The 24,707-nt window shown below is 68.5% G+C and carries 27 protein-coding genes; 14 read left to right on the plus strand and 13 right to left on the minus strand.

Annotated elements, in window-relative coordinates:
- Position 1: 1 nt before the first annotated feature.
- The gene (locus ACWPN7_RS24535) at positions 2-955 is read left to right on the plus strand and encodes an ACT domain-containing protein (protein WP_459196541.1); all 954 of its coding nucleotides are present in this window, start codon (positions 2-4) and stop codon (positions 953-955) included.
- Positions 956-958: 3 nt separating this feature from the next.
- Here the strand turns inward: ACWPN7_RS24535 and ACWPN7_RS24540 are convergent, their stop codons facing one another.
- Positions 959-2,833, minus strand: a complete 1,875-nt coding sequence (locus tag ACWPN7_RS24540) for an AI-2E family transporter (RefSeq protein WP_456522144.1) — start codon at positions 2,831-2,833, stop codon at positions 959-961.
- A 157-nt stretch (positions 2,834-2,990) separates the two neighbouring features.
- Here ACWPN7_RS24540 and ACWPN7_RS24545 point away from each other — a divergent pair, with 157 nt between their 5' ends.
- Positions 2,991-3,434 carry a PRC-barrel domain-containing protein gene (locus tag ACWPN7_RS24545; RefSeq protein ID WP_014240674.1) on the plus strand — a complete coding sequence of 148 codons (444 nt, stop codon included), beginning with the start codon at positions 2,991-2,993 and terminating at the stop codon, positions 3,432-3,434.
- A gap of 6 nt (positions 3,435-3,440) precedes the next feature.
- On the opposite strand, the gene arfB is transcribed toward ACWPN7_RS24545, so the two are convergent.
- Complete coding sequence (gene arfB, locus ACWPN7_RS24550) at positions 3,441-3,860, minus strand: alternative ribosome rescue aminoacyl-tRNA hydrolase ArfB (protein ID WP_014240675.1); 420 nt, start codon at positions 3,858-3,860, stop codon at positions 3,441-3,443.
- Complete coding sequence (locus tag ACWPN7_RS24555; RefSeq protein WP_200475234.1) at positions 3,860-4,513, minus strand: DsbA family oxidoreductase; 654 nt, start codon at positions 4,511-4,513, stop codon at positions 3,860-3,862. Before ACWPN7_RS24555 ends, arfB begins: the two co-directional genes overlap by 1 nt.
- 163 nt (positions 4,514-4,676) lie before the next feature.
- Here ACWPN7_RS24555 and ACWPN7_RS24560 point away from each other — a divergent pair, with 163 nt between their 5' ends.
- Positions 4,677-5,135, plus strand: a complete 459-nt coding sequence (locus tag ACWPN7_RS24560; protein WP_038527569.1) for a hypothetical protein — start codon at positions 4,677-4,679, stop codon at positions 5,133-5,135.
- A 16-nt stretch (positions 5,136-5,151) separates the two neighbouring features.
- On the opposite strand, the gene ACWPN7_RS24565 is transcribed toward ACWPN7_RS24560, so the two are convergent.
- The 3 genes from ACWPN7_RS24565 to ACWPN7_RS24575 form a co-directional block, all read right to left on the minus strand.
- Entirely contained in the window at positions 5,152-5,535 is a 384-nt protein-coding gene (locus ACWPN7_RS24565; protein ID WP_149648655.1) for a hypothetical protein, read from the minus strand.
- Positions 5,536-5,599: 64 nt separating this feature from the next.
- Positions 5,600-5,875, minus strand: a complete 276-nt coding sequence (locus tag ACWPN7_RS24570; protein WP_149648656.1) for a hypothetical protein — start codon at positions 5,873-5,875, stop codon at positions 5,600-5,602.
- An 86-nt stretch (positions 5,876-5,961) separates the two neighbouring features.
- A complete protein-coding gene (locus ACWPN7_RS24575) occupies positions 5,962-6,957 on the minus strand; it encodes an extracellular catalytic domain type 1 short-chain-length polyhydroxyalkanoate depolymerase (RefSeq protein WP_459196542.1) in 996 nt (331 codons plus the stop codon).
- Between the two features lie 208 nt (positions 6,958-7,165).
- Here ACWPN7_RS24575 and cobU point away from each other — a divergent pair, with 208 nt between their 5' ends.
- The 4 genes from cobU (at position 7,166) to recG (ending at position 12,208) form a co-directional block, all read left to right on the plus strand.
- Positions 7,166-7,690 (plus strand): bifunctional adenosylcobinamide kinase/adenosylcobinamide-phosphate guanylyltransferase, encoded by a 525-nt coding sequence (cobU, locus tag ACWPN7_RS24580; RefSeq protein ID WP_038527575.1) that lies wholly within the window; start codon positions 7,166-7,168, stop codon positions 7,688-7,690.
- Positions 7,687-8,298 carry a cob(I)yrinic acid a,c-diamide adenosyltransferase gene (cobO, locus tag ACWPN7_RS24585; RefSeq protein WP_200476215.1) on the plus strand — a complete coding sequence of 204 codons (612 nt, stop codon included), beginning with the start codon at positions 7,687-7,689 and terminating at the stop codon, positions 8,296-8,298. Before cobU ends, cobO begins: the two co-directional genes overlap by 4 nt.
- Positions 8,299-8,301: 3 nt before the next feature.
- Positions 8,302-9,759 (plus strand): cobyric acid synthase, encoded by a 1,458-nt coding sequence (locus tag ACWPN7_RS24590; RefSeq protein ID WP_492273470.1) that lies wholly within the window; start codon positions 8,302-8,304, stop codon positions 9,757-9,759.
- A gap of 367 nt (positions 9,760-10,126) precedes the next feature.
- Positions 10,127-12,208, plus strand: coding sequence for an ATP-dependent DNA helicase RecG (gene recG, locus ACWPN7_RS24595; RefSeq protein ID WP_492273471.1), 2,082 nt, complete (start codon positions 10,127-10,129; stop codon positions 12,206-12,208).
- Positions 12,209-12,229: 21 nt separating this feature from the next.
- Here recG and ACWPN7_RS24600 read toward each other — a convergent pair whose 3' ends face one another.
- Positions 12,230-12,955 carry a DUF502 domain-containing protein gene (locus ACWPN7_RS24600; RefSeq protein ID WP_051657822.1) on the minus strand — a complete coding sequence of 242 codons (726 nt, stop codon included), beginning with the start codon at positions 12,953-12,955 and terminating at the stop codon, positions 12,230-12,232.
- Positions 12,956-13,121: 166 nt separating this feature from the next.
- On the opposite strand from ACWPN7_RS24600, the gene ACWPN7_RS24605 reads away from it, so the two are divergent.
- Together ACWPN7_RS24605 and ACWPN7_RS24610 are read left to right on the plus strand one after the other, a co-directional pair.
- Complete coding sequence (locus ACWPN7_RS24605; protein ID WP_038527582.1) at positions 13,122-14,171, plus strand: type III polyketide synthase; 1,050 nt, start codon at positions 13,122-13,124, stop codon at positions 14,169-14,171.
- 11 nt (positions 14,172-14,182) lie between these two features.
- On the plus strand, positions 14,183-14,722 hold the full coding sequence (locus ACWPN7_RS24610; RefSeq protein ID WP_103038979.1) for an isoprenylcysteine carboxyl methyltransferase family protein: 540 nt from the start codon (positions 14,183-14,185) through the stop codon (positions 14,720-14,722).
- On the opposite strand, the gene ACWPN7_RS24615 is transcribed toward ACWPN7_RS24610, so the two are convergent.
- On the minus strand, positions 14,694-15,107 hold the full coding sequence (locus ACWPN7_RS24615; protein WP_014240695.1) for a hypothetical protein: 414 nt from the start codon (positions 15,105-15,107) through the stop codon (positions 14,694-14,696). The two genes, ACWPN7_RS24610 and ACWPN7_RS24615, sit on opposite strands and share 29 nt — an antisense overlap.
- 162 nt (positions 15,108-15,269) lie before the next feature.
- Between ACWPN7_RS24615 and ACWPN7_RS24620 the strand changes: the two genes are divergently transcribed.
- Positions 15,270-15,977 carry a Crp/Fnr family transcriptional regulator gene (locus ACWPN7_RS24620; protein WP_407823473.1) on the plus strand — a complete coding sequence of 236 codons (708 nt, stop codon included), beginning with the start codon at positions 15,270-15,272 and terminating at the stop codon, positions 15,975-15,977.
- A 25-nt stretch (positions 15,978-16,002) separates the two neighbouring features.
- On the opposite strand, the gene ACWPN7_RS24625 is transcribed toward ACWPN7_RS24620, so the two are convergent.
- On the minus strand, positions 16,003-16,416 hold the full coding sequence (locus ACWPN7_RS24625; RefSeq protein WP_038527588.1) for a response regulator: 414 nt from the start codon (positions 16,414-16,416) through the stop codon (positions 16,003-16,005).
- Between the two features lie 234 nt (positions 16,417-16,650).
- Positions 16,651-17,385 carry a Crp/Fnr family transcriptional regulator gene (locus ACWPN7_RS24630; protein ID WP_246653612.1) on the minus strand — a complete coding sequence of 245 codons (735 nt, stop codon included), beginning with the start codon at positions 17,383-17,385 and terminating at the stop codon, positions 16,651-16,653.
- A 300-nt stretch (positions 17,386-17,685) separates the two neighbouring features.
- Here ACWPN7_RS24630 and ACWPN7_RS24635 point away from each other — a divergent pair, with 300 nt between their 5' ends.
- Positions 17,686-17,970, plus strand: coding sequence for a hypothetical protein (locus ACWPN7_RS24635; RefSeq protein WP_144243463.1), 285 nt, complete (start codon positions 17,686-17,688; stop codon positions 17,968-17,970).
- 108 nt (positions 17,971-18,078) lie between these two features.
- Here the strand turns inward: ACWPN7_RS24635 and ACWPN7_RS24640 are convergent, their stop codons facing one another.
- Positions 18,079-20,688, minus strand: a complete 2,610-nt coding sequence (locus ACWPN7_RS24640; protein WP_038527590.1) for a glycosyltransferase family 2 protein — start codon at positions 20,686-20,688, stop codon at positions 18,079-18,081.
- Positions 20,689-21,142: 454 nt separating this feature from the next.
- On the opposite strand from ACWPN7_RS24640, the gene ACWPN7_RS24645 reads away from it, so the two are divergent.
- The 3 genes from ACWPN7_RS24645 (at position 21,143) to ACWPN7_RS24655 (ending at position 22,036) form a co-directional block, all read left to right on the plus strand.
- The gene (locus ACWPN7_RS24645) at positions 21,143-21,556 is read left to right on the plus strand and encodes an HIT family protein (RefSeq protein WP_459196545.1); all 414 of its coding nucleotides are present in this window, start codon (positions 21,143-21,145) and stop codon (positions 21,554-21,556) included.
- 121 nt (positions 21,557-21,677) lie between these two features.
- Positions 21,678-21,854, plus strand: coding sequence for a CsbD family protein (locus tag ACWPN7_RS24650; RefSeq protein WP_014240705.1), 177 nt, complete (start codon positions 21,678-21,680; stop codon positions 21,852-21,854).
- Positions 21,854-22,036, plus strand: a complete 183-nt coding sequence (locus tag ACWPN7_RS24655; RefSeq protein ID WP_103038981.1) for a hypothetical protein — start codon at positions 21,854-21,856, stop codon at positions 22,034-22,036. Before ACWPN7_RS24650 ends, ACWPN7_RS24655 begins: the two co-directional genes overlap by 1 nt.
- 55 nt (positions 22,037-22,091) lie before the next feature.
- Here ACWPN7_RS24655 and ACWPN7_RS24660 read toward each other — a convergent pair whose 3' ends face one another.
- Entirely contained in the window at positions 22,092-22,565 is a 474-nt protein-coding gene (locus ACWPN7_RS24660) for an OsmC family protein (RefSeq protein WP_459196546.1), read from the minus strand.
- Between the two features lie 125 nt (positions 22,566-22,690).
- The gene (gene typA / locus ACWPN7_RS24665) at positions 22,691-24,517 is read right to left on the minus strand and encodes a translational GTPase TypA (protein ID WP_014240708.1); all 1,827 of its coding nucleotides are present in this window, start codon (positions 24,515-24,517) and stop codon (positions 22,691-22,693) included.
- Between the last annotated feature and the right edge of the window lie 190 nt (positions 24,518-24,707).

The following is a 24,707-nucleotide window of genomic DNA, read 5'->3' on the forward strand; positions in this document are numbered from 1 at the left end:
GATGAAAAAGGATGGGGGGCTGGCGAAGGCCCTGGCGCTCGGCGGTGACCGTCGAGCATTCGGTGACGTGCCGACGGTGGCGGAGGCGGTGGCCGCCGATCCCGCCCGTTTGCCCGAACTGGTCGCCTGCCTGTTCGACGGCGACGCCGGGGTGCGGATGCGCGCCGCCGACGCCCTGGAGCGGGTGTCGCGCGGCGATGCGCGTCCGCTGGACGCTTTCGCGGAACGGCTGCTGACCGACGCCGCGGCGATCGAGCAAGCGGAGGTGCGCTGGCACTTGGCGGCCGTCCTTCCCCGCCTGACCCTGACGGAGGAGCAGCGCGGGCGCGCTGTGGCGCTTCTGGAAGGCTGGTTCGAGAACCGGGCCAGCCGGATCGTGCAGAGCGCCGCGCTTCAGGCCATGGTCGATCTGGCGGCGGACGATCTGGAGCTTCGCCCGGTCGCGGCGGACATGCTGGGCCGGGCCATGCGCTCGCGCATCCCGTCGCTGGCCGCACGGGCCAAGCGCATTCTCAAACCGTTCGAGGTGGACCGCGCCACGCTGGACGCCGCCCTGCTGCCGGAAACCAAGCCGCTGACCCTGTCGGTCCTGCCCGACCGGCTGGCGGTGGCGCGGCTGGCGCCGGGGGACGGGATGCCCGGCTGGCTCGACTGGACCGACCCGCTGGTCAGCGCCACCCGCACGGGGGAGGAACTGTCCATCCTCTGCCGCGAGTCCCGCGTGCCGGAGGGCGTGACGGCGGAGCGGGGATGGCGCGCCTTCAAGGTGGAGGGGCCGCTGGACTTTTCCCTGTTCGGGGTGCTGGCGCGCATCGCCGTGCCGCTGGCCCAGGCGCGGGTGCCGATCTTCGCCATGTCCACCTACGACACCGATTACGTGCTGGTGCGTGACGAGGACGTGGAGCGCGCGGCCGACGCGCTGAAGCGCGTCTGCACCGTCGTGGCGCCGTCCTGACGTTCACGCCTGCGGGGCCTTCTCCGCTTCGACGGCGGCGAGCACGCCCAGCTCCTCCAACTGCGTGACGGCGCCGGTCAGGCTGGTGGCGACGCGGTCGGCGGTGGTCTGGGAGATGGCGTGCTCCGGCGCGTCCGCTTCGGGATGGGCGCTCCACAGGCAAAGCAGGATCGGCACGTTCGGGCCGAAATGCAGGCGCAGCCGGCGCACCAGCCGCCGGGCGTGCGACAGGGCGGACGGGTTCAGGTAGGACAGCACCACCGCCGACACGCCGGTCGGGGCCAGAGCGGCGATGGAGCGGACGGACACCTTCTCGCAGGGGATCACGTCGGCGCGCAGCCCGCGTGGGCGCAGCATGTGGCCGAGCAGAGCCGCCGCCGCCTCGTCCAGGTCGTTGCGGGCGCCGATGCACAGGACCAGCGGCGTGTCTTCCGCGGCAGGCGGCGAGGACTCCATCATCTCGTCCAGCAGCGTCGTCATGCCCTCGGCCACCGCCTGTCGCCCTTCCGGATTCAGGCGGTTGCGCTGGCGGTCCTGCTCGGCCAGCGACAGGGTGGGAATCAGCAGGCCGTGTCCCGCCTCGACCAGCCCCCCCTTGCTCATCTTCTCCTCGGCGATCTCCATGGCCTCGATGGGGTCGCGGGCGAGCAGACGCTGGTACAGCTTGGCCTCGTCGGGCAGGACCGGCCGGTCGCCCAGCATCACCTCCAGGAAATGAAGCTGCGGAACGTGCCGCCCCAGCACGACGAGGCAGACGGTCAACGGCGTCGCCAGCAGCAGCCCGACCGGCCCCCACAGCGTCGTCCAGAACACCGCCGCCACGATGATCGCCAGCGACGACAGGCCGGTGGCCGATCCGTAGAGCCAGGGCTCCACCACATTGTTGGAGAACAGCTCCACCGCCACGAACAGGGCGATGCAGAGCAGCGGCAGGGTCCATCCCGTGTCGACCGCGAAGGACAGCAGGATCGGGAAGGCTGCGGCGATCGCCGGCCCCAGAAAGGGGATGAAGCGCAGCACCGTCGCCAGCATCCCCCACAAGAGCGGGTTCGGCACGCCGAGCAGCCACAGCCCGATCCCGATGGGCAGGCCGTAGGTGACGTTGACCACGCACTGCATCAGCAGGTAGCGGCTGACCCGCTCGCCCGCGTCGTTCATCGCCTCCGTCGTGCGGCTGAGGTCGCCGGACCCGGCCAGCCGGATCAGCCGGTCGCGCAGATCCTCGCGCTGCAACAGCATGAAGATGGTGAAGACCAGCACCATGCCCGCCGTGGCGACCGGCGCCATGGCCGGCCCCAGCACGTCGCTGATGATGGTCAGCGCGTCGGAGCCGTCCTGCTCGATCCGCACCGGCACCGGCTCCCGCGCGGCGCCGGGGGTTGGCAGGGCGCTGGCCGGAGCCGTGGCGGCGGGCGGGGTGTCGCCGGTCACCTGCTCCAGACCCTGCTTCAGGTCGCGGAAGGCTTCGGTGGCCTGCTGCACCACCCCGCCGCTGCCCGCCGACGTGGCGCGGGAGCGCAGCGAATCCAGCTTGTCATGCACATTCTTCTGATAGCTGGGCAGGTTGTTGGCGAGGTCGGCGATTTGCCCGCCGACCACCATGCCGAAACCGGCGATGCCCGCGAAGACCAGCACCACCACCGCCAGGACCGAGGGCACCCGGCCCAGACGCAGCCGCTCCAGCCGGCTGACGATGGGCGCCAGGACGAAGGTCAGCAGCACCGCCAGCGCGATGGGGACCAGGATGTCGCTTCCCAGATACAGCGTCGCCACCACCAGCGCGATGACCAGCAGCGTCGTCTGGGTGGAGGCGGGAGGGGCGGCCTTCGGCACCGGAATGGGGCGGGCCTGCAACCGGCGGGCGGTGTCTTCGGCCATGATCTGCGGAGCCTCGGGGGAGAGTTGAGAGAGTGCAGAACGCGGCCGGACGCGGCGCGTTCCGGCGCGTCGGGCGTGATCGCCGCAAGACACCGTGACGATTGCGGTCGACGGCCTGTTTAAACCCGCGTGGTTATCTCGTCAGAAGGAGGGGGCTATGCGTAAGGTTGCTGTTCCGGTCCTGTCGGCGGTCGCGCTTTTGGCTTTGGGGGGCTGCGCCGAGACGTCGAGCTGGTTCGGTGGGGGAAGCGAGCAGGCATCCCGCCCGATGTCCGAGCAATCGCTCCAGACCGCCTCGCGGATCGAGCCGCAGGCCATGCTGGGCAAGTCGGTCGTCGCCTATGACGGGCAGAAGGTGGGGCAGGTCGAGGACGTGCTGTTCAACCGCAGCAACCGTCCGAGCCAGCTGGTGGTCTCGACCGGCGGCATCATGGGCATCGGCGGGCACAACGTCGCGCTGGACATCGACAACGTCCGCTACAACCAGCAGCAGGACGCCCTCGTGGCGACCCAGTTGACCAAGGACCAGTTCGCCAACCTGCCGGAGTTCCAGTATGGCGGGAACATGGTCTCGCTGAACCGTCAGAAGACCCCGCACTAAGCGGCGTCAGTCCTCCGGCTTGCCGGAACGCAGACGCTTGATGTCCGACCGCTGACCCTTGGCCTCCAGGCGACGCTTCTTGGAGCCAAGGGTCGGCTTGGTCGGGCGGCGGCTCTTTGGCACCACCGTCGCGTCGCGGATCAGGTCGATCAGCCGCTCCCGCACGTCCTCGCGGTTGCGCAGCTGGCTGCGGTAGGTGTCGCCGACGATGATCAGCACGCCCGCCGCCGTCATGCGCGAGCCGGCCAGCCGGACCAGCCGGGCCTTCACGTCGTCCGGGATGTTCGGCGAGGCCGCCACGTCGAAGCGCAGTTGGACGGCGCTGTCCGTCTTGTTGACGTGCTGGCCGCCGGGACCGGACGCGCGGATGAAGCTTTCCTGAAGCTCGCTCTCGTCCAGGCTGATGCGCGGGGTGACCCGGATCATCAATCGGCCGCCGCCGTCACGCCTTCCTGCTCCTCGACCCCGAGGTCGAGAAGCGGGAGGAAACTGGCGGGCTCCTGCGCGCCGGACAGCGCATAACGCCGGTTGAAGATGTAGCAGGGCACCGCCTGAAGGCCGAGCTGGCGCGCCGTGGCGTCGGCATTGAAGACCGCCGTGGTCTCCGCATCGCCGTTCAGAAGATTTTTGATCTCCGTGAAATCGAAGCCCAGGCCGGCGGCGGTCGCGGCCAGCGTGTCGCGGTCGCCGATGTCCAGCCCGTCCACGAAATAGGCGTGGAACAGCGCGTCGGCCATCCGGTCGCCCAGCCCGTGGCGGGTGGCGATGCGGATCAGCCGGTGACCGTCGAAGCTGTTGGGCGTGCGCCGGATGCGGTCCAGCCGCAGCGGCAGGCCGTCGCGCTCCGCCGTTTCCTCGACCACCAGATGGATCTGCCGCGCCCGCTCCGTGCCGCCGAACTTGGCCGCCAGATAGGCGCTGCGCTCCATGCCGCCCGCCGCCATGTCCGGGTTGAGCTGGAAGGGCTGCCAGCGCAGTTCCACCTGGACGCGGGGCCGGTCGGCCAGGGCGCGGGCAAGCCGCCGCTTTCCGATGTAGCACCAGGGGCAGATCAGGTCGGCATAGGTTTCGATCAGCATAGGCCCACTATCCCCCATTCCCGCCCCGCCGCGCAACCGCCCTGCCCATGGGGCGCCCTGCCGCGTTCGGGCAACCGCCTTTGCAACCCTTTGTTAACCCTTGCCGCCGGAAAGTCGCCCTGTTGCGCGGATGAGCGTCCGCGGCGGTCGGAGGCGTGTGGCGATGGCGAATTCCTATGTGGACGGCAAGGTGCGCGACGCGCTGGTGGCGGCCAAGGGGAGCCGGGCGACCGCGCAGAAGCTTCTGATGGCCTGGGCGGTCGAGGACCCGCAGCTCCTGCTGGGCATCTCGCAGCCTTTCCTGAAGGCCATCGCCGCGGCGGCGATCGAGCGGGGCGTCCGCCCGTCGGCGCCCAGCCGGTCTGCGCCCGCGCAGCCGGGCCGGTCCCGTGGTTCCGCGGATTCGGCGCTGAGCAAGGAGGCGCTGGCCGACGTGCTGAGCCGCCTCGGCCGCGATCCCGGTGAGGACGCACCGGCGCCGCGTGGCCGCGCCGGTTCACCCGCTCCGGTGAAGTCCGCCACCATGGTGGTTCCCGCCGGCAAGGGCGGGCAGGGCGGCGTCAGCCATGAAAAGGCGATGATGACCCTCGCCAAGGCCTTCGTGGCGAAGAAGATGCGCTGAGGAACGGCGCGGGGGCTTACTCCGCCGTCATCCGTTCGATCCAGCCCGGCTGCCGCGGTTCCGGCCGGATGTCCGGCGGCGGGCTCGCCAGGGCCGTGTGGCCGTTGCGGTGGGGGTCGGGGATGTGGTGGCAATCCACATCGGCCAGCGTCTTGTAGCAATAGACACGGGAACGGTCGACGTACACCTTCTCCGGGCAGTAATGCCCGGTTTCCGAGAAGGACACGGACGAGCAGTCGCGCCCGGTCGCGGCGGACACCAGATGATCGCCGAGCGTCTTCTTGGTGCTGGTGACGGACGCCAGATCGGCGCCGAGGCTGGCGACCATCATCGGCCCGCCGCAAGCGCCGAGCGGGACCACCGCCAACGCCAGCAACGCGATTGACTGAGCGAGCCTCATCACCCTTCACACCCCGTTCCGTGTTCGATCCGATTCCAGGCGAACCTCATTAAGAAGCCGTGAATCAGCGCAGCAGCGTGCAGATTCGCGACCGGCACTGCACCAGCACGAAGGTGTCCTTGTCCTCCGTGCAGCCCACCTTGAACACCGTCTGGCCGGAGCGGCCGGTGACGTAGCTCATCACCTCTACCTTGGCGGGCGTGCAGTTGCCCAGCGACTTGGCGGCCTCCTTCGCCTCGGCCTGCCCGGCGGAGACGTTGGCGGCCTGGACCGCCGGCGACGCCGACAGGCACAGCGCGAGGGCGCCGAGGGCAGCGAGGCGGAGAGCGATGACGCGCATGGCCGGATCGGTGGGCTGGTGGGTGCTGAGGGAGTTTATGGCACGGGTGTCGCGAATTCGGCTGTGCAAAAGTGGTAACCGCGGACTCACGCGCTTTTTGCGGGCTCGGCGTGCCGGTGAGACAGGAAGAAGCGCAGCATCTCCCGCGCGGCGTCCGGCCCCTGCGGGTCGGTGTAGGTGCCGTCCGGGCTGCCGCCAGACCAGGCGTGGCCGCTGCCGTGGACGATCCACTGCTCGAACAGCGTTGCTCCATCGCGGTCCTTGTGGACGGTGCGGGTGAAGCCGCGCCCGCCGGGTGCCTGTCCCTCCTCGGTCTTCGCGGTCAGCCCCTCTGCGTTGGCGGTGGCCTGCGCCATCACATGGTCGCCGTTGCGCGGGTGCACGACCTTGTCCGCGTCGCCGTGGAAGACGATGGCCGGAACCACCGGAGCCCCCGCCGCCGGGCGTTGGCCGGCCGAGGAGCCGGCCTTCATCGCCAGCAGGGCGGACGGCACGCCGCTGGCCGAGCCGTAGGGCAGGCCGGAATGGACGCCCACCGCGGCGAACAGGTCGGGGTGGGTCGTCACCAGGACCATCGCGGCGGACCCGCCCGCGGAAATCCCAGCGACGTAGACGCGCTGCGGGTCGGCCCCTTGCTCCGCCAGGACCTGCCGGGTGGCTCCGGCGATCAGCGCCGGTTCGCCGCGCTCGCGGCGCTGGTGGTCGGGGTTGAACCAGTTCCAGCACTTCTTGTCATTCGCCGCGGGGGTCTGCTCCGGATAGAGGACGAGGCAGCCGGCTTCCTCGGCCAGACGGTTCATGCGGGTTCCGACGGCGAAGTCCTCCGGCGACTGGGTGCAGCCGTGCAGCATGACCAGCAGTGGGCGGGGGCCCGCCGCCACACCCTTCGGCACGAACAGCCGATAGGCGAGCGAGCCGGAGTCGCCGGTGAAGATCCCGGATTCCATCGGCTCCGTCACGGGGACGGGCTTCGGCGGGGGCGGAGGGACGGGCGCGCCGCGGCGGAACAGCTTGCCGGCGAGGCGCCGGAGGAAGGCTGCGGCGCGGGCCAGGGCCGGGCGGGGCCGGGTGGTGTCGGTCACGATCGGCGGCTCCGGGATCGTTCGGGAGGGAAGGCGGCGGATGGTACGGGACGGAGGTGGCGGAGGACAACCGCCGATCTGCACTCCGGTCTGGCAACTCCATGGCGGTTTGCGCCGGGGCGCCAACTGCGCTAACCATCCGGTTCCGCAAGCGCCCGTCCGCCAAGCGTCGCCCAATACCCGCAAGCGCCCAGGTGAGCCGACCGTCATGAGCACCGACATCACCCTCGTCCTGGGCGGCGCCCGCTCCGGCAAGAGCCGCTACGCCGAGGGGCTGGTGACCGCATCGCCCGGCCCGCGGGTCTACATCGCCACGGCCCAGGTCTGGGACTCCGAGATGGCCGACCGCGTCGCCCGTCACAAGGAGGACCGCGGCCCCGGTTGGACGACGGTGGAGGAGCCGCTCGACCTGCCCGGCGCGCTGCGCCGCCACGCCGGTGCCGGGACGGGCGTGCTGGTCGATTGCCTGACGCTGTGGCTGTCCAACCTGATGATGGCCGATGCCGACGTGCCCGTCCGCTCCGCCGAGCTGCTGGCCGCTTTGGCCGGTGTGGAGGGGCGGGTGGTGCTGGTTTCCAACGAGGTGGGGCTGGGCATCGTGCCGGACAACGCGCTGGCCCGCCGCTTCCGCGACCATGCGGGGCGGCTGCATCAGGACATCGCCGCCGTGGCCCAGCGGGTGGCCTTTGTCGCCGCCGGGCTGCCGCTGCTGCTGAAGGGAGAGACACCATGACCGAAGACGCCGACCAGAACGAGCGCCACGCCGAGAAGATGAAGCGGCGCAAGGCGCTGCACGACCGGGTGATGGCCAGCAAGACGCAGGAGAAGGGCCTGCTGATGGTCAACACCGGCAACGGCAAGGGCAAGTCCACCGCCGCCTTCGGCCTGATCCTGCGCGCCGCCGGGCACGGCATGCGGGTGGGGGTGGTGCAGTTCGTCAAGGGCGCCTGGTCCACCGGCGAGACGGTGGCGCTGGAGCGCTTCGACGACCTCGTGGACTTCTTCACGATGGGCGAGGGCTTCACCTGGGAGACCCAGGACCGCGAGCGCGACATCGCCGCCGCCAAGGCCGCCTGGGCCAAGGCGCAGGAACTGATGGCCGACCCGAAATACAGCCTCGTCGTGCTGGACGAGCTGAACATCGTCCTGCGCATGGGCTATCTGCCGGTGGAGGAGGTGCTTCCGGTGCTGACCGGGCGGCGTGAGGGGTTGCATGTGCTGGTCACCGGCCGCACCGCCAAGCCGGAGCTGATCGAGGCCGCCGACCTCGTGACCGAGATGACGCTGGTCAAGCACCCCTTCCAGGCGGGCGTCAAAGCCCAGCCGGGCATCGAGTTCTGAGCCATGCCGCGCGCGATCATGCTCCAAGGCACCGGCTCCGACGTCGGCAAGTCGCTGCTGGTGGCCGGGCTGTGCCGGGCGCTGGTCCGTCGCGGCCTGACCGTGCGGCCCTTCAAGCCGCAGAACATGTCCAACAACGCCGCCGTCACCGCCGACGGCGGCGAAATCGGGCGCGCCCAGGCGCTCCAGGCGCGGGCCTGCGGGGTGGCGCCGTCCGTCCACATGAACCCGGTGCTGCTGAAGCCGCAGTCGGACGTCGGGTCCCAGGTGGTGGTGCGCGGCGTCGTGGCGGGCACGGCGCGGGCCGGTGACTACCAGTCGCGCAAGGGGCAGCTTCTCCCCACCGTGCTCGACAGCTTCGAGCGCCTGAAGGCCGAGGCTGACGTGGTGGTGGTCGAGGGGGCGGGCAGCCCGGCCGAGGTCAACCTGCGGGCCGGCGACATCGCCAACATGGGCTTCGCCACCGCGGCCGGCGTGCCGGTGGTGCTGGTCGGCGACATCGACCGCGGCGGGGTGATCGCCAGCCTCGTCGGCACCCACGCCCTGATTCCACCGGAGGAGCGGGCGCTGGTCGCCGGCTTCCTCATCAACAAGTTCCGCGGCGACGTGCGGCTGTTCGACGGTGGCCTCTCGGTCATCACGGAGCGCACGGGCTGGCCGAGCTTCGGCGTCGTGCCCTGGCTGGTCGATGCCGCCCTGCTGCCGGCGGAGGACGCGGTGGCGCTGGACACCTGGAAGACCCGCTCCGGGGGGCGGTTGCGCGTCGCCGTACCGATGCTGTCGCGCATCGCCAACTTCGACGATTTCGACCCGCTGGCCCAGGAGCCGGACGTGGCCCTGTCCATGGTGCCGCGCGGCCAGCCGCTGCCGGGCGACGCCGATCTGGTCATCCTGCCGGGCAGCAAGGCGACCATTGCCGATCTGGCGGTGCTGCGTGCCCAGGGCTGGGACGTCGATCTCGCCGCCCATCGCCGCCGCGGCGGGCGGGTGCTGGGCATTTGCGGCGGCTACCAGATGCTCGGCCGGCAAATCGCCGATCCGGACGGCATCGAGGGGCCGCCGGGCGAAGCCGAGGGGCTGGGCCTGCTGGAGGTGGACACCGTGCTGAAGGGGCCGAAGGTGCTGGAGGAGGCAACCGGGACGGAGGCCGCCACGGGGGCCGCGGTCGCCGGCTACGAGATGCACATGGGCCGCACGGAGGGGGCGGACCGCGCCCGCCCGATGCTGACCCTGGCGAACGGTCAGACGGATGGCGCGGTGTCCGCCGACGGGCGGGTGATGGGCTGCTACCTGCACGGTCTGTTCGGGGCGGACGGCTTCCGCGCCGCCTTCCTGACGGGGCTGGGGGCCGAGGCGTCCGGCCAGTCCTATGCGGCGACGGTCGAACAGGCGCTCGACCGCATCGCCGCCCGGCTGGAGGAGCATGTGGACATCGACACCCTCCTGGCCGCCGCCCGGTGAGCGGCAGCTTCATGAAACGGATTTCATGATCCCGCAACGCTGGAGTCAGGCGGGCGACGCTACAACTGCAGTCATTGACGACGTTTGATTACTGGCGAGTCATCCACCGGCGGTTCCCGCCGCCGGCCACACACGATCCGGAATGTTCCCGCATACCCTCGGATCGTTTCTTGCGGCGGTGTGCATTGGGTTTTTGCCTTGGATCGGCGTCCCCCGCCCAGGCTTCCCCCCAAACCCTTGCACACCGCCGTCTTCTTTTCCCTCTCCGGCCTTTTTCGGAAACCGCCGCGCTTGACGCGGAGCCCCCTCGGCGGGCTTGAATGGGTGCCACAGGCCCCCGTATCCCCGCTGCCGAGACTCCATTCCCGTGCGTCCCGTCGTTCTTTTCCCCCTGTTCCGCCCGGTGACGGCGCTCCCCGGCCTCGGTCCCCGGCTGGGCAAGCTCGTCGAAAAGCTGGCCGGTCCGCAGGTCGTCGACCTGCTGTGGCACCTGCCGTGCGGCGTCATCGACCGCCGCTACGCCCCGAAGATCGCCAAGGCGCCGAACGGGCGGATCGCCACCATGACGGTGTGCATCAATTCGCACGCCGCCCCGCACAATTCCCGCCATCCCTACAAGGTCCGCTGCACCGACGAGACGGGCGTGCTGGAGCTGATCTATTTCCATGTGAAGGGCGATTGGCTGGAACGGCAGATGCCGGTCGGCAAGACGGTGGTGGTGTCCGGCAAGGTCGAGTGGTTCCACGACACGCCGCAGATCACCCACCCCGACGCCGTGGTCCCGTTGGAGTCGAAGGACGAGATCGAGGCGGTGGAGCCGGTCTATCCGATGACCGCCGGGCTTCCGGCCAAGACGCTGCGCAAGGCCGTGCGCGCCATGCTGAACGACGTGCCGGAACTGCCGGAATGGCAGGACGCCGCGTGGCGGTCGCGCAACGGCTGGCCGACGTGGCACGAGTCGATCCGCCGCGCCCACACGCCGGAGGACGAGGCCGACCTCGCCCCGACAAACCCGATCCGCCGCAGGCTGGCCTATGACGAGCTGCTGTCGAACCAGCTCGCCCTGACGCTGGTCCGCATGCAGCAGCGCCGCCTGTCGGGCCGCGTCATCCAAGGCGACGGGCGGCTGCGCGCCAAGGTGGCCGCGGCGCTGCCCTTCTCGCTGACCAACTCCCAGGCCACATCCTTGGCGGAGATTTACGAGGACATGGCGGCGGAGCGGCGGATGCTGCGCCTGCTCCAGGGTGACGTCGGCAGCGGCAAGACGGTGGTCGCGCTGATGGCGATGCTGAACGCGGTGGAGGCCGGCCATCAGGCCGCCCTGATGGCGCCGACCGAGATCCTGGCCCGCCAGCACGCCGAAAGCCTCGCCCCGCTGTGCAAGGCGGCGGGGGTGGACCTCGCCCTGCTGACCGGGCGCGACAAGGGCAAGGCGCGGCAGGCTGTGCTGGACCGTCTGGCCTCGGGCGAGCTGCCGCTGCTGGTCGGCACCCACGCGCTGTTCCAGGAGGATGTTGCCTTCAAGGACCTTGCGCTGGCGGTGATCGACGAGCAGCACCGCTTCGGCGTCCACCAGCGGCTCCAACTCTCCGCCAAGGGGCGGGCGGTGGACGTGCTGGTGATGACGGCGACGCCGATTCCGCGCACGCTGACGCTCACCGCTTACGGCGACATGGACGTGTCGCGCCTGACCGAGAAGCCGGCGGGGCGCAAGCCGATCCAGACCGTGACCATCGCGCTCGACCGGCTGGAGGAGGTGGTCCATGGCATCCACCGTAAGGTGCAGGAGGGCGCGCGGGTCTACTGGGTCTGCCCACTGGTCGACGAATCGGAACAGACCGACCTCGCCGCCGCGACGGAGCGTCACGCCTTCCTGCGCGCCACCTTCGGCGACCGGGTGGGGCTGGTCCACGGCAAGATGCGCGGGCCGGACAAGGACGCGGTGATGGCCGCCTTCCAGGCCGGCAACCTGGACGTTCTGGTCGCCACCACGGTCATCGAGGTCGGGGTGAACGTGCCCGAGGCCACCGTCATGGTGATCGAGCACGCCGAACGCTTCGGCCTCGCCCAGCTTCACCAGCTCCGCGGCCGGGTGGGGCGCGGCGAGAAGCCGTCCTCCTGCCTGCTGATGTTCGACCCGCAACTGACCGAGACGGCGCGCGCCCGGCTGAAGACGATGCGCGACACCGAGGACGGCTTCGTCATCGCCGAGGAGGATTTGCGGCTGCGCGGCGCCGGCGAGGTGCTGGGCACCCGCCAGTCAGGCCTGCCGGAGTTCCGCATGGCCGATTTGGCGGTGCACGGCGACCTGCTGGCGGCGGCCCGCGACGACGCGAAGCTGATCGTGGATCGCGATCCCGATCTGGCTGGCGAGCGCGGTCAGGCGCTGCGAACGTTGCTGTACCTGTTCGAACGGGACGCGGCGGCCAAGACGTTGCGGTCGGGGTAAGTAAAGCGTGTCAGGACATTCTCACGCCCGCTTGCGCTCGTCCAGAAGCGCGGCCTTCACCTCGCGGGGCTTGCGGTCGGGTGGGGTGACGATGCCGCCGGACATCACCAGCTTCAGCCCGTCCTCCACCGTCATGTCCAGAACGGTCACCTCGCGCCGCGGCAGGATCGCCAGATAGCCGGCGGTCGGCGGGGCGCAGGGGATGAAGACGTGCACCATCTCCTCTTCGGAGATCTTCTGGATCTCCGGATGGGCGCCGCCGGTGATGAAGCCGAGCGACCACATGCCGTGGCGCGGGAACTCGACCAACACCACCTCGCGGAAGGCCTTGGACTTCTTGGCGAGCACCGTCTCGACAATCTGCTTCACCGCCCCGTAGACGGAGCGGACGACCGGCATGCGCTCCACCACGCCCTCGCCGATGCGCACCACCAGCCGCCCGACATAGCCGGCGGCGAAGGCGCCGATCAGGGTCAGCACGATGATCAGCGTCAGCACCCCGATGCCGGGGATCGAGAAGGGCAGGTAATTCTCGGGATTGTAGGCGGAGGGGATCAGCGGGCGCACATGCCCGTCGATGAAGGCCAGCAGCCACCAGCCGAGATAGACCGTGACCGCGATCGGCGCCGTCACCAGAACACCCGCCAGGAAATAGGCGCGCAGCCGCCCCATCAGCCCGATACCGGCGGGCCGGTGGGACGTGCTCTCGTCCGCCGCGCTCTGGCTGTCCTGCTCGTTCCGATCCACCGCCCCACCCCCGAAAATCCGACGCCCGCTATAGTGATACAGGACATGGCTCCCGCTCAATCCACAACGACGTATCGGACGACGGGAAAGAGTCGTCGGGGAGAAAGCGAAGGAACTCCCTCCGGAGGGCTGGTCCGCCACCCCCGCGCGCATCACATCGCTGAGAATGACCCACACCCCCCGCATCCTCTCGCTCGCCACGGCCCTGCCGCCCCATCGTCTCGGCCAGGACGAGGCGCTCGGCGTCGCGCGGGCCGTCTTCGGGCCGCGAATGCGCGACTTCGAACGGCTGGTGCCGGTCTTTGCCAACACCGGCATCGAAACCCGCCACGCGGTCATGCCCATCGACTGGTACATGGAACCGCGCGGCTGGCCGGAGCGCACCGCCGCCTTCCGAGACGGCGCTCTGGCCTTGCTGGAGGAAGCGGCGGGGCGGGCGCTGGCCCATGCCGGCCTGAGGCCGCAGGACGTGGACGCCATCGTCTGCGCCTCGACCACCGGAATCGCCACGCCCAGCCTGGAGGCCCTTCTGCTGGAGCGCATGGGCTTCCGCCCCGACACGGTGCGTCTGCCGCTGTTCGGGCTGGGCTGCGCCGGCGGCGTGCTGGGGCTGACCCGCGCCGGGCAGATCGCCCAGGCGATGGCGGGGCGGACGGTGCTGTTCCTGGTGGTCGAGCTTTGCACACTGGCCTTCCGCGCGGCCGAGGCGACGCCGACCAACGTCGTCGCCAGCGCCCTGTTCGCAGACGGCGCGGCGGCGGCGGTGCTGCGCGCCGATGCAGAGGGAGAAGAACCGCGCCTCGTGGATGGGGCGGAACACACCTGGCCGGGAACGCAGGACGTAATGGGCTGGCGGGTCGAGGATGACGGTCTCGGCGTGATTTTCAGCCAGAGCATCCCGGCGCTGATCCGCAACCGGCTGGAATCGGTGCTCGACGGCTTCCTGGATCGGCGGCGGCTGGCCCGCGGCGATCTCGTCGGGCTGATCGTCCACCCCGGCGGCGCCAAGGTGCTGCACGCGCTGGAGGAGGTCTGCACCCCGGTGTCCGCCGGGCTGGACGACGCCTGGGCGGTGCTGCGCCGCTGCGGCAACATGTCGGCGGCCAGCGTGATGTTCGTGCTGGAGCGGCGCATCGCGTCCGGCGCCCGCGGCCCGCATCTGATGACCGCGCTCGGCCCGGGCTTCACGGCTGCGATGGCCCAGGTCGACCTCTAGGAGCGCTTGGAATGGAAACGCTGCCGCTGGGCTGGCCCCACGTCATCCTGCTGCTGGTCGCCGCCCAGCGCTTGGGCGAACTCGTCGTCGCCCAACGCAACACGCGCCGCCTGCTGGCCGAGGGAGCGCAGGAGGTCGGGGCCGCCCATTACCCGCTGTTCGTCGGGCTGCACGCCGGATGGTTGGCCCTGCTGTTCGCCGTCGTTCCGGCGGACGCGCCGGTCAACGGCTGGCTGCTCGCCCTGTTCGTGCTGCTCCAGGCCGGGCGGGTCTGGGTGATCGCCACGCTGGGGCGGTTCTGGACCACCCGCATCGTCACCTTGCCCGGCGCGCCGCTGGTGCGGCGTGGGCCGTTCCGCTGGGTCCGCCACCCCAACTATCTGGTTGTGGCGGGCGAACTGGCCGTGCTGCCCCTGGTCTTCGGGGCGTGGTGGATCGCGGTGCTGGCCACGCTGCTGAACGTGCCGCTGACCCTGCACCGCATCCGTGTCGAGGACGGCGCGCTGTCCGGACGGCGCGCGCTCAGGTCAGCAGGAAGCACAGCATCGTGACGCAGCCGGCGATGGCCGCCCCGTCGAGATGGTTGGGGAAGGCGTGCCAGAAGGATTCGCGGGACTCGGGTTCCTCGCGGTCCATCTCGTCCAGCCACAGGCCGGCGGGCAGCCCGCCGTTGGCGCGCTCCGCCAGGGCACCGGACAGATGGGCCATCGACACCGCCAGATAGCAGAACTTCACGAAGTTCAGGACGAAGTACATCGGCCCGCCGGCCTCGGCGATGGGATCGGTCACGCCGCCCATCGCCGCCACGGCGGTCGCCATGGCGATGGCCGCGGCGAAGGGAATGGCGACGACCGACAGCAGGCGTTGCGAATCCACGCGGCCGGCGTAGGGGATCAGGCTGCGGGGAACGGGGCCGGAGGGCAGTTGGAACGACATGGCTCTCTCAATTCCGGTGGGCGCGTCCCGTCCGTTCTGCCGCTTTCAGGGTTAACGGGACGTTAGCGCCACCCGTTGGAGGGAGACGGTTCCACCTTTGCGCAGGCCCGGCTATGCTCCGCGCTGCGCTTGAGGGCGGTTGTCAGAAAAGGATGCGACCCCGTGCCTGCCGACGCTGGAGCTTCCCGGCTGGATGAAATCACGCTTCTCAGCCCGCTGTCCGCGGAGGAGCGCGCCGCCGTGGCACGCCAGTGCCGCTGGCGCCGCTTCCACGCGAACGAGCAGGTCATCGACCACCAGGGCGAGTCGCGGGACGTCGCGCTGGTGGTCCAGGGGCGCGTGCGGGTGTTGAGCCATTCCCCGGCGGGGCGCGAGATCAGCTTCGACGACATCGAGGCCGGCGGCTTCCTGGGCGAGATGGCTGCCATCGACGGGCTTCCCCGCTCGGCCTCCGCGATGGCCTTGGAGGAGGGGACGTTGATCGCCTTCCTGGCGCCCCGGCCCTTTCAGGAACTGGTGTCCGGTCACCCGGACCTCGCCATGGCGGTGATGAGGCGGCTGTGCCGGGTCGTCCGCATCGCCACCGACCGGGTGATGGAACTGTCGACGCTGGGCGCCAACAACCGTGTTCACGCCGAACTGTTGCGGCTCGCCAAGCGGGGGCGGGTGGAAGGGGCGACGGCGGTGATCGCTCCGATCCCCGTCCATGCCGACATTGCCAGCCGGGTCAGCACCGCGCGCGAAACGGTCGCCCGCGTGCTGAACGACCTCGCCCGTGATGGGTTGGTGGAGCGGCGGGCCGACGCGCTGGTCGTCCGCGACCTGGACCGGTTGGAAGCGTTGGTGGAGGACGTCCGGGCCGGCGCCTGACGGAACGCTGCCTGGAAACGGCCCCTCAGTCCTCCCGCCCCAGAACGGTGAGGATCAGGGCGCGAAGCGATTCGGGATCGTAGGGCTTGGGCAGGAAATGCCAGCCCGCGGCGCGGATCTCCGCCTTGGTGGCCACGGATTCATCGCCGGTGGTGATGATGACGGGCAGGGCGGAACCGACGTCCGCCAGAACCTCCCTGACCGATTCCGGCGCCTTGCCGTGACGTCCCAGATGGTAATCGGCGACCAGGATGTCGGGGAGCGCCCCGCCGTTCAGCGCGTCCAGCAGCGCGGCTGGCGTCGGGGCGCTGACCAACACCATTCCCCAATCCTCGAACAGGGTTTCCATGCACAGGCACAGCACCATGTCGTCCTCGAGAAGGGCGACGGTCAGTGTGCCGGAGCTTGCGGATCGGCCGGCGAGGGGGGCGTCGGTCATGCGTTATCCAATGAACAGCGGGGAAACCGGTGAACAGCGGGACGGCGATGCCGGTTGCCCGATACCGCCCGTCCGGCCTGTTTGGGAAAGCTGTTGCGGGGGTGGCCGCTGTCCGCTCCGTGGTCCGTCTGCTTGGTTATCTGTGCAGGTAATTAAGATTCTATATCGAACGGCGCGCCGACGCATTGTCATAGGTTAATCGGAAGGGGATATCGAAGAGGATCGCAAATCCGATCAGTCCCCCGCGCGCTTCCGGTCGGACTTGGCGTCCAAGGCGTGCTCCAGCTGTTTGGGCGCCTGGATCAGATGCAGGTACAGCTCGTCGAACTGGCCGACCGAGGCGAGCTGCTTCACATCGTGGACGGTAATCTGTTGCCCGGCCAGATCGATCAGCCCGATGTCGCGCAGCCGCCGGAGCGTCCGGTTGATGTGGACGATGCTGAGCCCCAGCGCGTCGGCCAGGATTTCCTGGGTGACCGGCAGGGTGAAGCGCCCCTCCTCGACCAGCCCGACGATGCTCAGCCGCCGCAACAGTTCCACGATCAGGTGGGCCGTGCGTTCCAGCGCGGTGCGGCGCCCGACGCTGAGCAGGCGTTCGGCGATGATCGCTTCCTCCTTGGCGCCCGACCAGGCGAGGGCGGCGGCCAGACGGGGGAAGAGCTTGAACAGTTCGATGATTCGTTCCGGCTGGAAGTTGGCGACCTCCGCCGGGGTCAGGGTGGTGACGCCATGGTCCGCCGTCTCGAACAGGTTGCAGTAAAAGCCGATGATATCCCCGGGCAGGACAAAATTGACGACCTGCCGCCGCCCGTCGGGAAGCGCTTTGTGACGGATTGCCCAACCTTTGCGCATCACCCGCACGCAACCGTAGCGTTCTCCCTGCTGAAGAAGATCAGAACGCGAACCGTGCCGGGTAACATTGCGCTCCAACTCGTTGAGGAAACTCTTCTCCTCGTCTGTCAGGCTCATGTAACTGGTTATCTTGCGCCCCAGTGGAGATGACGGTATGTTGGCCTGGGCGCGGGTCATTTCTGTTCCAGCCTTTGATCGTCCAATTGTTATGGCCCCGAAGCGAGTGCCACTGCCAGCCCAATTCCGGGCGGCCTCGAACGATTAAGCCAAACGATAAAACCATCTATAACATAGGTTAATGGGGGTTAGATTTTCTCGACCGGACAGGTGAGGGATCATATACAAAACTGTTGGTGGCATTGGCCGTATGGGGTTTTGAACGGCCGTCGGTGGTAACAGATGAGTGCGGGGGGCGGCATGGCGGCGGAGCGGGATGCGGCGGGACTGGCTGCCCTCTCGATTTGTGAATCCCTTATGCTCGCATTGGTGGAACGCGGTGTCTTACGGCTCGAGGAAGCGCATGCAGCGCTCGAGGACGCCGCTGCCGCCCACCAAAATCGCGATCCAAAGGGCGAGGACCCGAACCTGCATCGCTTGGCGTTGCAGATCGTCGAGCGCCTGATGATTCAGGTGAACGCCACCCATCCCGCATCGGTGCAGATCGGGATCGGGCAGATGGCAGACGGCGGTTCCCAGGACTGAGAACGCGCACGGGACGCCTTTCCGGGCGAAACGGAGAGAGCCCCGCCATTCCGGCGGGGCTCTCTTCATGCTTGCGATCCGGGCCGATGATCCGATGGGTGGGTGTGGTCAGTCCGCCCCGGCCTTGGCGGCTTCCGTGGGCTCCGGCCGTTGCTTGCCCAGCCCGATGTTGGGGAAGGCGTTGATCAGGGCGGTGATGAAGGCCGACAGGTAGGGCAGCGACTGCACGACCAGCAGGCCCGACCACATGAAGGCGTCGCGGTTCTCGTGACCGAACACCACCACGATGGCCAACGCGGCGCCCCACAGGCCCAGCAGCAGTGCGATCTCCTCCCGCGCCATCAGGAAGGCCTGCATCAGCGCCGGCTGGTTCTCGCACTTCGGCGTGCGGACGAAGGGGCGCCCGGAGGTGAGCATGCCCAGCCACATGGCGCGACCCACCGTGTGGGTCAGCGCCATGCCGGCGATGGCCGCCCCCACCTTGTCCCAGAAGCCGCACTTCACGCGCGCCTCGTACAGCCAAAGCGAAGCGCCGACCTTGAAGGCAAAGACGCTGAGCGTCGGGATCATGAAGACGCTGGGCGGGAACTCGAAATACTTCGGGAAGGCCAGCAGGCCGAGCGACCAGATGATGCCGGCGATGCCGAAGATCATGTGGGCGGCGTCGGCGAACCAGGGCAGCCAGCCGGTGACGAAGTGGTACTTCTGCCCGGCGGTCAGGCGCGTACCGCCCGGCAGCAGATCGCGCCAGTGGTGCTTGAGGATCTGAACGGCGCCGTAGGCCCAGCGGAAGCGCTGCGTCTTGTAGGCGGAGAAGCTGTCGGGGACGAGGCCCTTGCCGTAGCTCTCCGGCATGTAGACGGCCTCGTACTTGTGCTCGAACAGGCGCAGGCCAAGGTCGGCGTCCTCGGTGATGCACCACTCGCCCCAGCGTCCGACCTCCTCCAGCGCCGACTTGCGGATGATGGTCATGGTGCCGTGCTGGATGATCGCGTTGCGCTCGTTGCGCTGGATCATGCCGATATGGAAGAAGCCGGCGTATTCCCAGTTGATCATCCGCTGGAACAGGTCGTGGCTCCAGTCCCGGTAGTCCTGCGGGGACTGCACGAAGCCGACCTCCGGCCGGTCGAAATGCGGGATGGTCGCCTTCAGCCAGTCGGGATGGACCTGATAGTCGCTGTCGATGACGGCGATGTGCTGGGCGTCCGGCGCCGTCTGGGCCAGCCCGAAGTTCAGCGCGCCGGCCTTGAAGCCCGGCCAGTTGTCCAGGTGGAAGAAGCGGAACTTCGGCCCCAGCTTGCGACAGTACTCCTCGACCGGGCGCCACACCGCCGGGTCCTTGGTGTTGTTGTCGAGCAGCAGGACTTCGTAGTTCGGGTAGTCCAGCCGGGCCAGCGCGTCCAGCGTCTCCATGACCATGTGCGGCGGCTCGTTGTAGCAGGGCACATGGATGGACACCTTCGGCGCGTTGGGCAGGGGGGCGGCCGAGCAAGGCTGGAACTTGCGCTTGAAGCGGTCCTGCCAGACGACCTCCGTCAGTTCGAGCCCGTCGATCAGCATGACGGCGAGCAGGACGAGCTGGCAGAAGACCAGGATGCCCCAGGCGATTTCCGTGGTGGTGGCGAGGCCGGCGACGCTGGCCGCGGTGAAGGTGAAGACCAGCACCGACGACACGCCCTGGATCATCGCGCCGTAGAAGACCTGTCCGCCGAACTTCAGGTCGCCGCCGCGGCGCCACAAGAAGAAGACGAGCGGCAGGAAGCCCACCGCGATGGAGATGCCGCAGAGCAGCGGCCAGTTCCGCAGCTCCGTCACCTCGCCGATCATCGGGAACTTCGGCTTGCGCCACGCGTCCCACAGGCCCCAGCTGGTGCCGGCGGTGCCTTCGATCTCCCGCTTCCAGGGCTGGTCGAAGGCCTCCATGATGAAGTAGTCGAGCTTGTTCTGAGCCGCGACGTTCAGGAAGGTGCGGATGAACTTGGCCTGGTTGACCTGGCTCGCCTCGGCGCCGCGGCGCCACGGGCCATCGGCCGGCCAGCCGATTTCCGAGATCAGGATGTGCTTGTTCGGAAACTTGGTCTTCAGCTCGTTGTAGCGGAACATGGCGTAATCGACCGACTGGTCGGCGGGCACGCCTTCCCAATAGGGCAGCAGGTGGACGGCTAGGAAGTCCACCGCGTCGGCCAGTTCCGGATGCTCCAGCCAGACGTGCCACGGCTCTGCAGTGGAGACCGGGACGTTGACCTTCTTTTTCACGCGCTTGATGTATTCGATGGCCTGCGGGACGGTGACGTCGGCGCGCAGGATCGCCTCGTTGCCGACCAGGACGCGGCGGACGTTGTTGTTGTCGCGCGCCAGCTTGATCAGGCCGTTGATCTCCGGCTCGTCGATCTCCGGCTTGCCGGCGATCCAGGCGCCCGCGGTGATCGGAATCCCGTACTTGCGGGCGATGGGCGCCGTCTGCTCCGACCCGTCGGTGGTGGAGTAGATGCGCACGCCCTTGACCGACCCCTCCAGGGCCTTCATGTCCTTCTCGATGTCTTCCGCCGAGGCCTTGTCGCCCTTGGACGGGCTCTTGTCCGGGTGGAAGGGCGTGTAGCCGACGCCGCTGATGGCGCCGCCCCAGGACCGTTCGGCGACCGGGCGGTTCCACAGCGCCCAGACTCCGATGTTGCCCAGGATCACGAGAAGAAGAGCCGCGATCGCCGACTTGCGCATGACCGTCTTTCTTTGTCCCAAACGTCTGCCGGCCGTCCTGGCTTTGTCCGCCCCGGCCGGGCATCTTTCAATTCAGCGAAGGGGTTCAACCGGATCGGCACGCAGGGGACTCGCCGCCCCGACACCGCCTTCGGACCGAACACCCGTACCCACCACCCTGGTTGCAGGACACGCCTCAATCCGCCGCGCGATCCGTATAAGCCGGAAGACCGAACGCCTCCGACCGGAACATCACCGGACCGAATAAAGATCGTGCGGCAGTTTATACATTTTTCCTAGTCCCGCAACCAGTCCCACTCCGACGCGCCGGTGCCCAGACCTGCAGCGGCAGCAATCCCCACTGGACGAAGACCCCACTGGACGAACGTGCCGGATGGGCGTTTTCTTCCCCGGACACCGCAAGGAAATCCTTACGGGCCGAAGGGAAGTCAGCACAGGGAAGACACGGGACCCCATGACGATGTTCCATCTCCACGACCGTTTGCAGGCCGATACCGCCCCGATCGCCGAATGGCCGCTGTGCCGTGTCCTTTTGATGGACAACCGGGTGTGGCCCTGGCTGATCCTGGTTCCCGCCCGGCATGGCTTGACGGAGATCCACCAGCTGTCCCGAGAGGACCAGCACCGGCTGGTGGACGAGATCGCCCAGGCCTCGCGAACGCTGGAAACCCTGTTCAGCCCGGACAAGATCAACGTCGGGGCCCTGGGCAATCTGGTTCCGCAGCTTCATATCCACGTCATCGCCCGCTCCAGGACGGACCCGGCGTGGCCGGGGCCGGTTTGGGGGTCGGGCTTCGCGGAGCGCTACAGCCCGGAGGAGCGGGACAGGCTTATCCGAAAGATCGGGGAGGGGTTGGGCCAAAAGTGAGGCCAGACAAAGCCGAACGCGACGGTACCCTCTCCTTTTGCGATCAAGCGAAGGCGTGACGTTTCTCCTGCGGCCCTGTTTACGGTCGCTGAAACATTCACCGATCAAAGGAGAGGGCACCATGAACACCGATCGCATCACGGGTGCCGGCAAGGAGCTGAAGGGCGAAGTCAAGAAGCAGGCCGGCGACCTGACCGGCAACCGGGATCTGAAGGACGAGGGCCGCGCCGACAAGGCCGAGGGCAAGCTGGACAAGGTCGTCGGCAAGGTGAAGGACATCCTCAAAGGCGACAAGTGATGGGCACGGAGGAGCGGGGGCATCGCAAGGACGATGCCCCGTCCGACGCCGCGCAGCGGATTGAGGACAAGCTCATCAAGGAAACCGGGCAGGCCTCGGGCGACCCCGACAAGCCGGTCCAGGAGAAGTTCGACGAATTGGGCGAGAAGCCCGATATCAAGAAGAAGAGCTTGCGGGACTAGGAATCGCCCCCTTCCATCCGGAAGGGGGTTTTTCTTTGTCATTCATTTTTCTTTGTCAATCAACGGTGATCCGCGCCTCGACCCGCACCGGGAAATTCACCGAATTGGCGATGAAGCATTTCTCATGGGCCTCGTGGTGCAGGGCCACGGCCTTGGCGGAATCGCTTCCGGGGGCGAGGGTGACCTGGGGGCGCAGGACGACGTCGGTGAAGCGGCCCCCGCCGTGCGCCTCCTCGGCCATCGTTCCGCCGGCATCGTCCGTGTAGGCGGTCACGCTGACGCCGTTCACGGCGCACAGATGCAGGTACCACAGCATGTGGCAGGCCGAGAGCGAGGCCACGAGCATGTCTTCGGGGTTGTAGCGCGCGGGATCGCCGCGGAAGGCCGGGTCGGACGAGCCGGGGATCGGCGGCTTGCCGGGCGTGGTGATCTCAAGATCGCGGCTGTACGCCTTGTAGCCCGAGGTTCCGGTTCCCTGGTTGCCGGTCCAGGTCACCGTCGTGCCGTACTGGTGTTCGCGCCCTGACATTGGTCCCTCCGGATGTGTTTCCGGGAGGGTAACCGCGGTCACCGCCGCTGAAAAGAAAACGGGCCATAAAAAAGCGGGAGGGCCGAAGCCCTCCCGCGATCTCAACACTGCCTTGCCCGTCAGCCTCAGCTGGCTTCGGCGGCGCGGGCGTGACGCTTGCGCTCGTTCGGGTCGAGGTAGCGCTTGCGCAGGCGGATGGACTTCGGCGTCACCTCGACCAGCTCGTCGTCGCCGATGTAGGACAGGGCGCGCTCCAGCGTCATCTGGATCGGCGGGGTCAGGCGGACCGCCTCGTCCTTGCTGGTGGTGCGGATGTTGGTGAGCTGCTTGCCCTTGATGACGTTGACCTCAAGGTCGTTGCCGCGGGTGTGCTCACCGATGATCATGCCCTGATAGACCGGAACGCCCGGATCGATCAGCATCGGGCCGCGATCTTCCAGGTTCCACAGCGCGTAGGCGACCGCGGTGCCGTCGGCGTTGGAGATCAGCACGCCGGTGCGCCGGCCGGCGATCGTGCCCTTGTAGGGGGCGTAGCCGTGGAACAGCCGGTTCATGATGCCGGTGCCGCGGGTGTCGGTCAGGAACTCGCCCTGGTAACCGATCAGGCCGCGCGACGGGGCGTGGAAGACGATGCGGGTCTTGTTGCCGCCCGACGGACGCATCTCGATGAGGTCCGCCTTGCGCTCCGCCATCTTCTGCACGACGGTGCCGGAGAACTCCTCGTCCACGTCGACGACGACTTCCTCAATCGGCTCCAGGCGCTGGCCGTTCAGCGGATCGGTCTTGAACAGCACGCGCGGGCGGCTGATGGCCAGCTCATAACCCTCGCGGCGCATCGTCTCGATCAGGATGCCGAGCTGCAGTTCGCCGCGGCCGGCCACCTCAAAGGCGTCGCCGCCCTCGGTGTCGCTGACGCGCAGGGCGACGTTGCCTTCGGCCTCGCGCATCAGGCGGTCGCGGATCATGCGGCTGGTGACCTTGTCGCCCTCGCGGCCGGCCAGCGGGCTGTCGTTGACCGAGAAGGTCATCGCCAGGGTGGGCGGGTCGATCGGCTGGGCGGCCAGCGGCTCGGCCACTTCCGGCGCGCAGATGGTGTCGGCCACGGTGGTGGTGGTCAGGCCGGCCAGGGCGACGATGTCGCCGGCGTGCGCCTCGTCCACCGGAACGCGCTCAAGGCCGCGGAAGGCCAGCACCTTGCTGATGCGGGCGTTCTCGATCAGCTTGCCGTCGCGGCTCAGCGACTTGATGGCCATGTTGACCTTGACGCTGCCGGTCTGGATGCGGCCGGTCAGGATGCGGCCCAGATAGGGGTTCGCCTCCAGCGTGGTCGCCAGCATGGCGAAGGGCAGGTCCTCTTCCACCTTGGGCGGCGGGACGTGATCGCGGATCAGCTCGAACAGCGGGGTCAGCGTCTCGCGGGCGCCGTTCTCCAGGTCCGTGGTCGCCCAGCCGTTGCGGCCCGAGGCGAACAGGGTCGGGAAGTCGAGCTGCTCGTTCGAGGCGTCGAGCGAGGCGAAGAGGTCGAACACCTCGTCATGCACCTCGTGCGGACGGCCGTCGGGACGGTCCACCTTGTTGATGACGACGATCGGGCGCAGGCCCAGCTTCAGCGCCTTGCCCAGCACGAACTTGGTCTGCGGCAGCGGCCCTTCGGCGGCGTCGCAGAGCAGGACCACGCCGTCCACCATGGAGAGAATGCGCTCGACCTCGCCGCCGAAATCGGCGTGGCCGGGGGTGTCCACGATGTTGATGCGCAGGTCGTTCCACAGGACCGACGTGCACTTGGCCAGGATGGTGATGCCGCGCTCGCGCTCCAGGTCGTTGGAGTCCATGGCGCGTTCGGCGACCTGCTGGTTCTCGCGGAACGAACCGGCCTGCTTGAGGAGCTGATCGACCAGGGTCGTCTTGCCGTGGTCGACGTGCGCGATGATGGCGACGTTACGAAGATTCATGTGTCGGGGACTCTTAAATCCGCTCTGGGGCTTCCGTTGCGCAATGCCGCCCCGACACCGCGGCACGTCGGCCGCGCACAACAAAAAAACCCTCCGAGATCGATCGGGGGGCTCTGCCGGGGAAACTGTTGCGACGCAATATAATGATCCGGCTTCATAACGCAAGCGGCGTGGTGGGGGAAACTCGCCC

This window comes from Azospirillum sp. UENF 312511 (assembly GCF_058780635.1).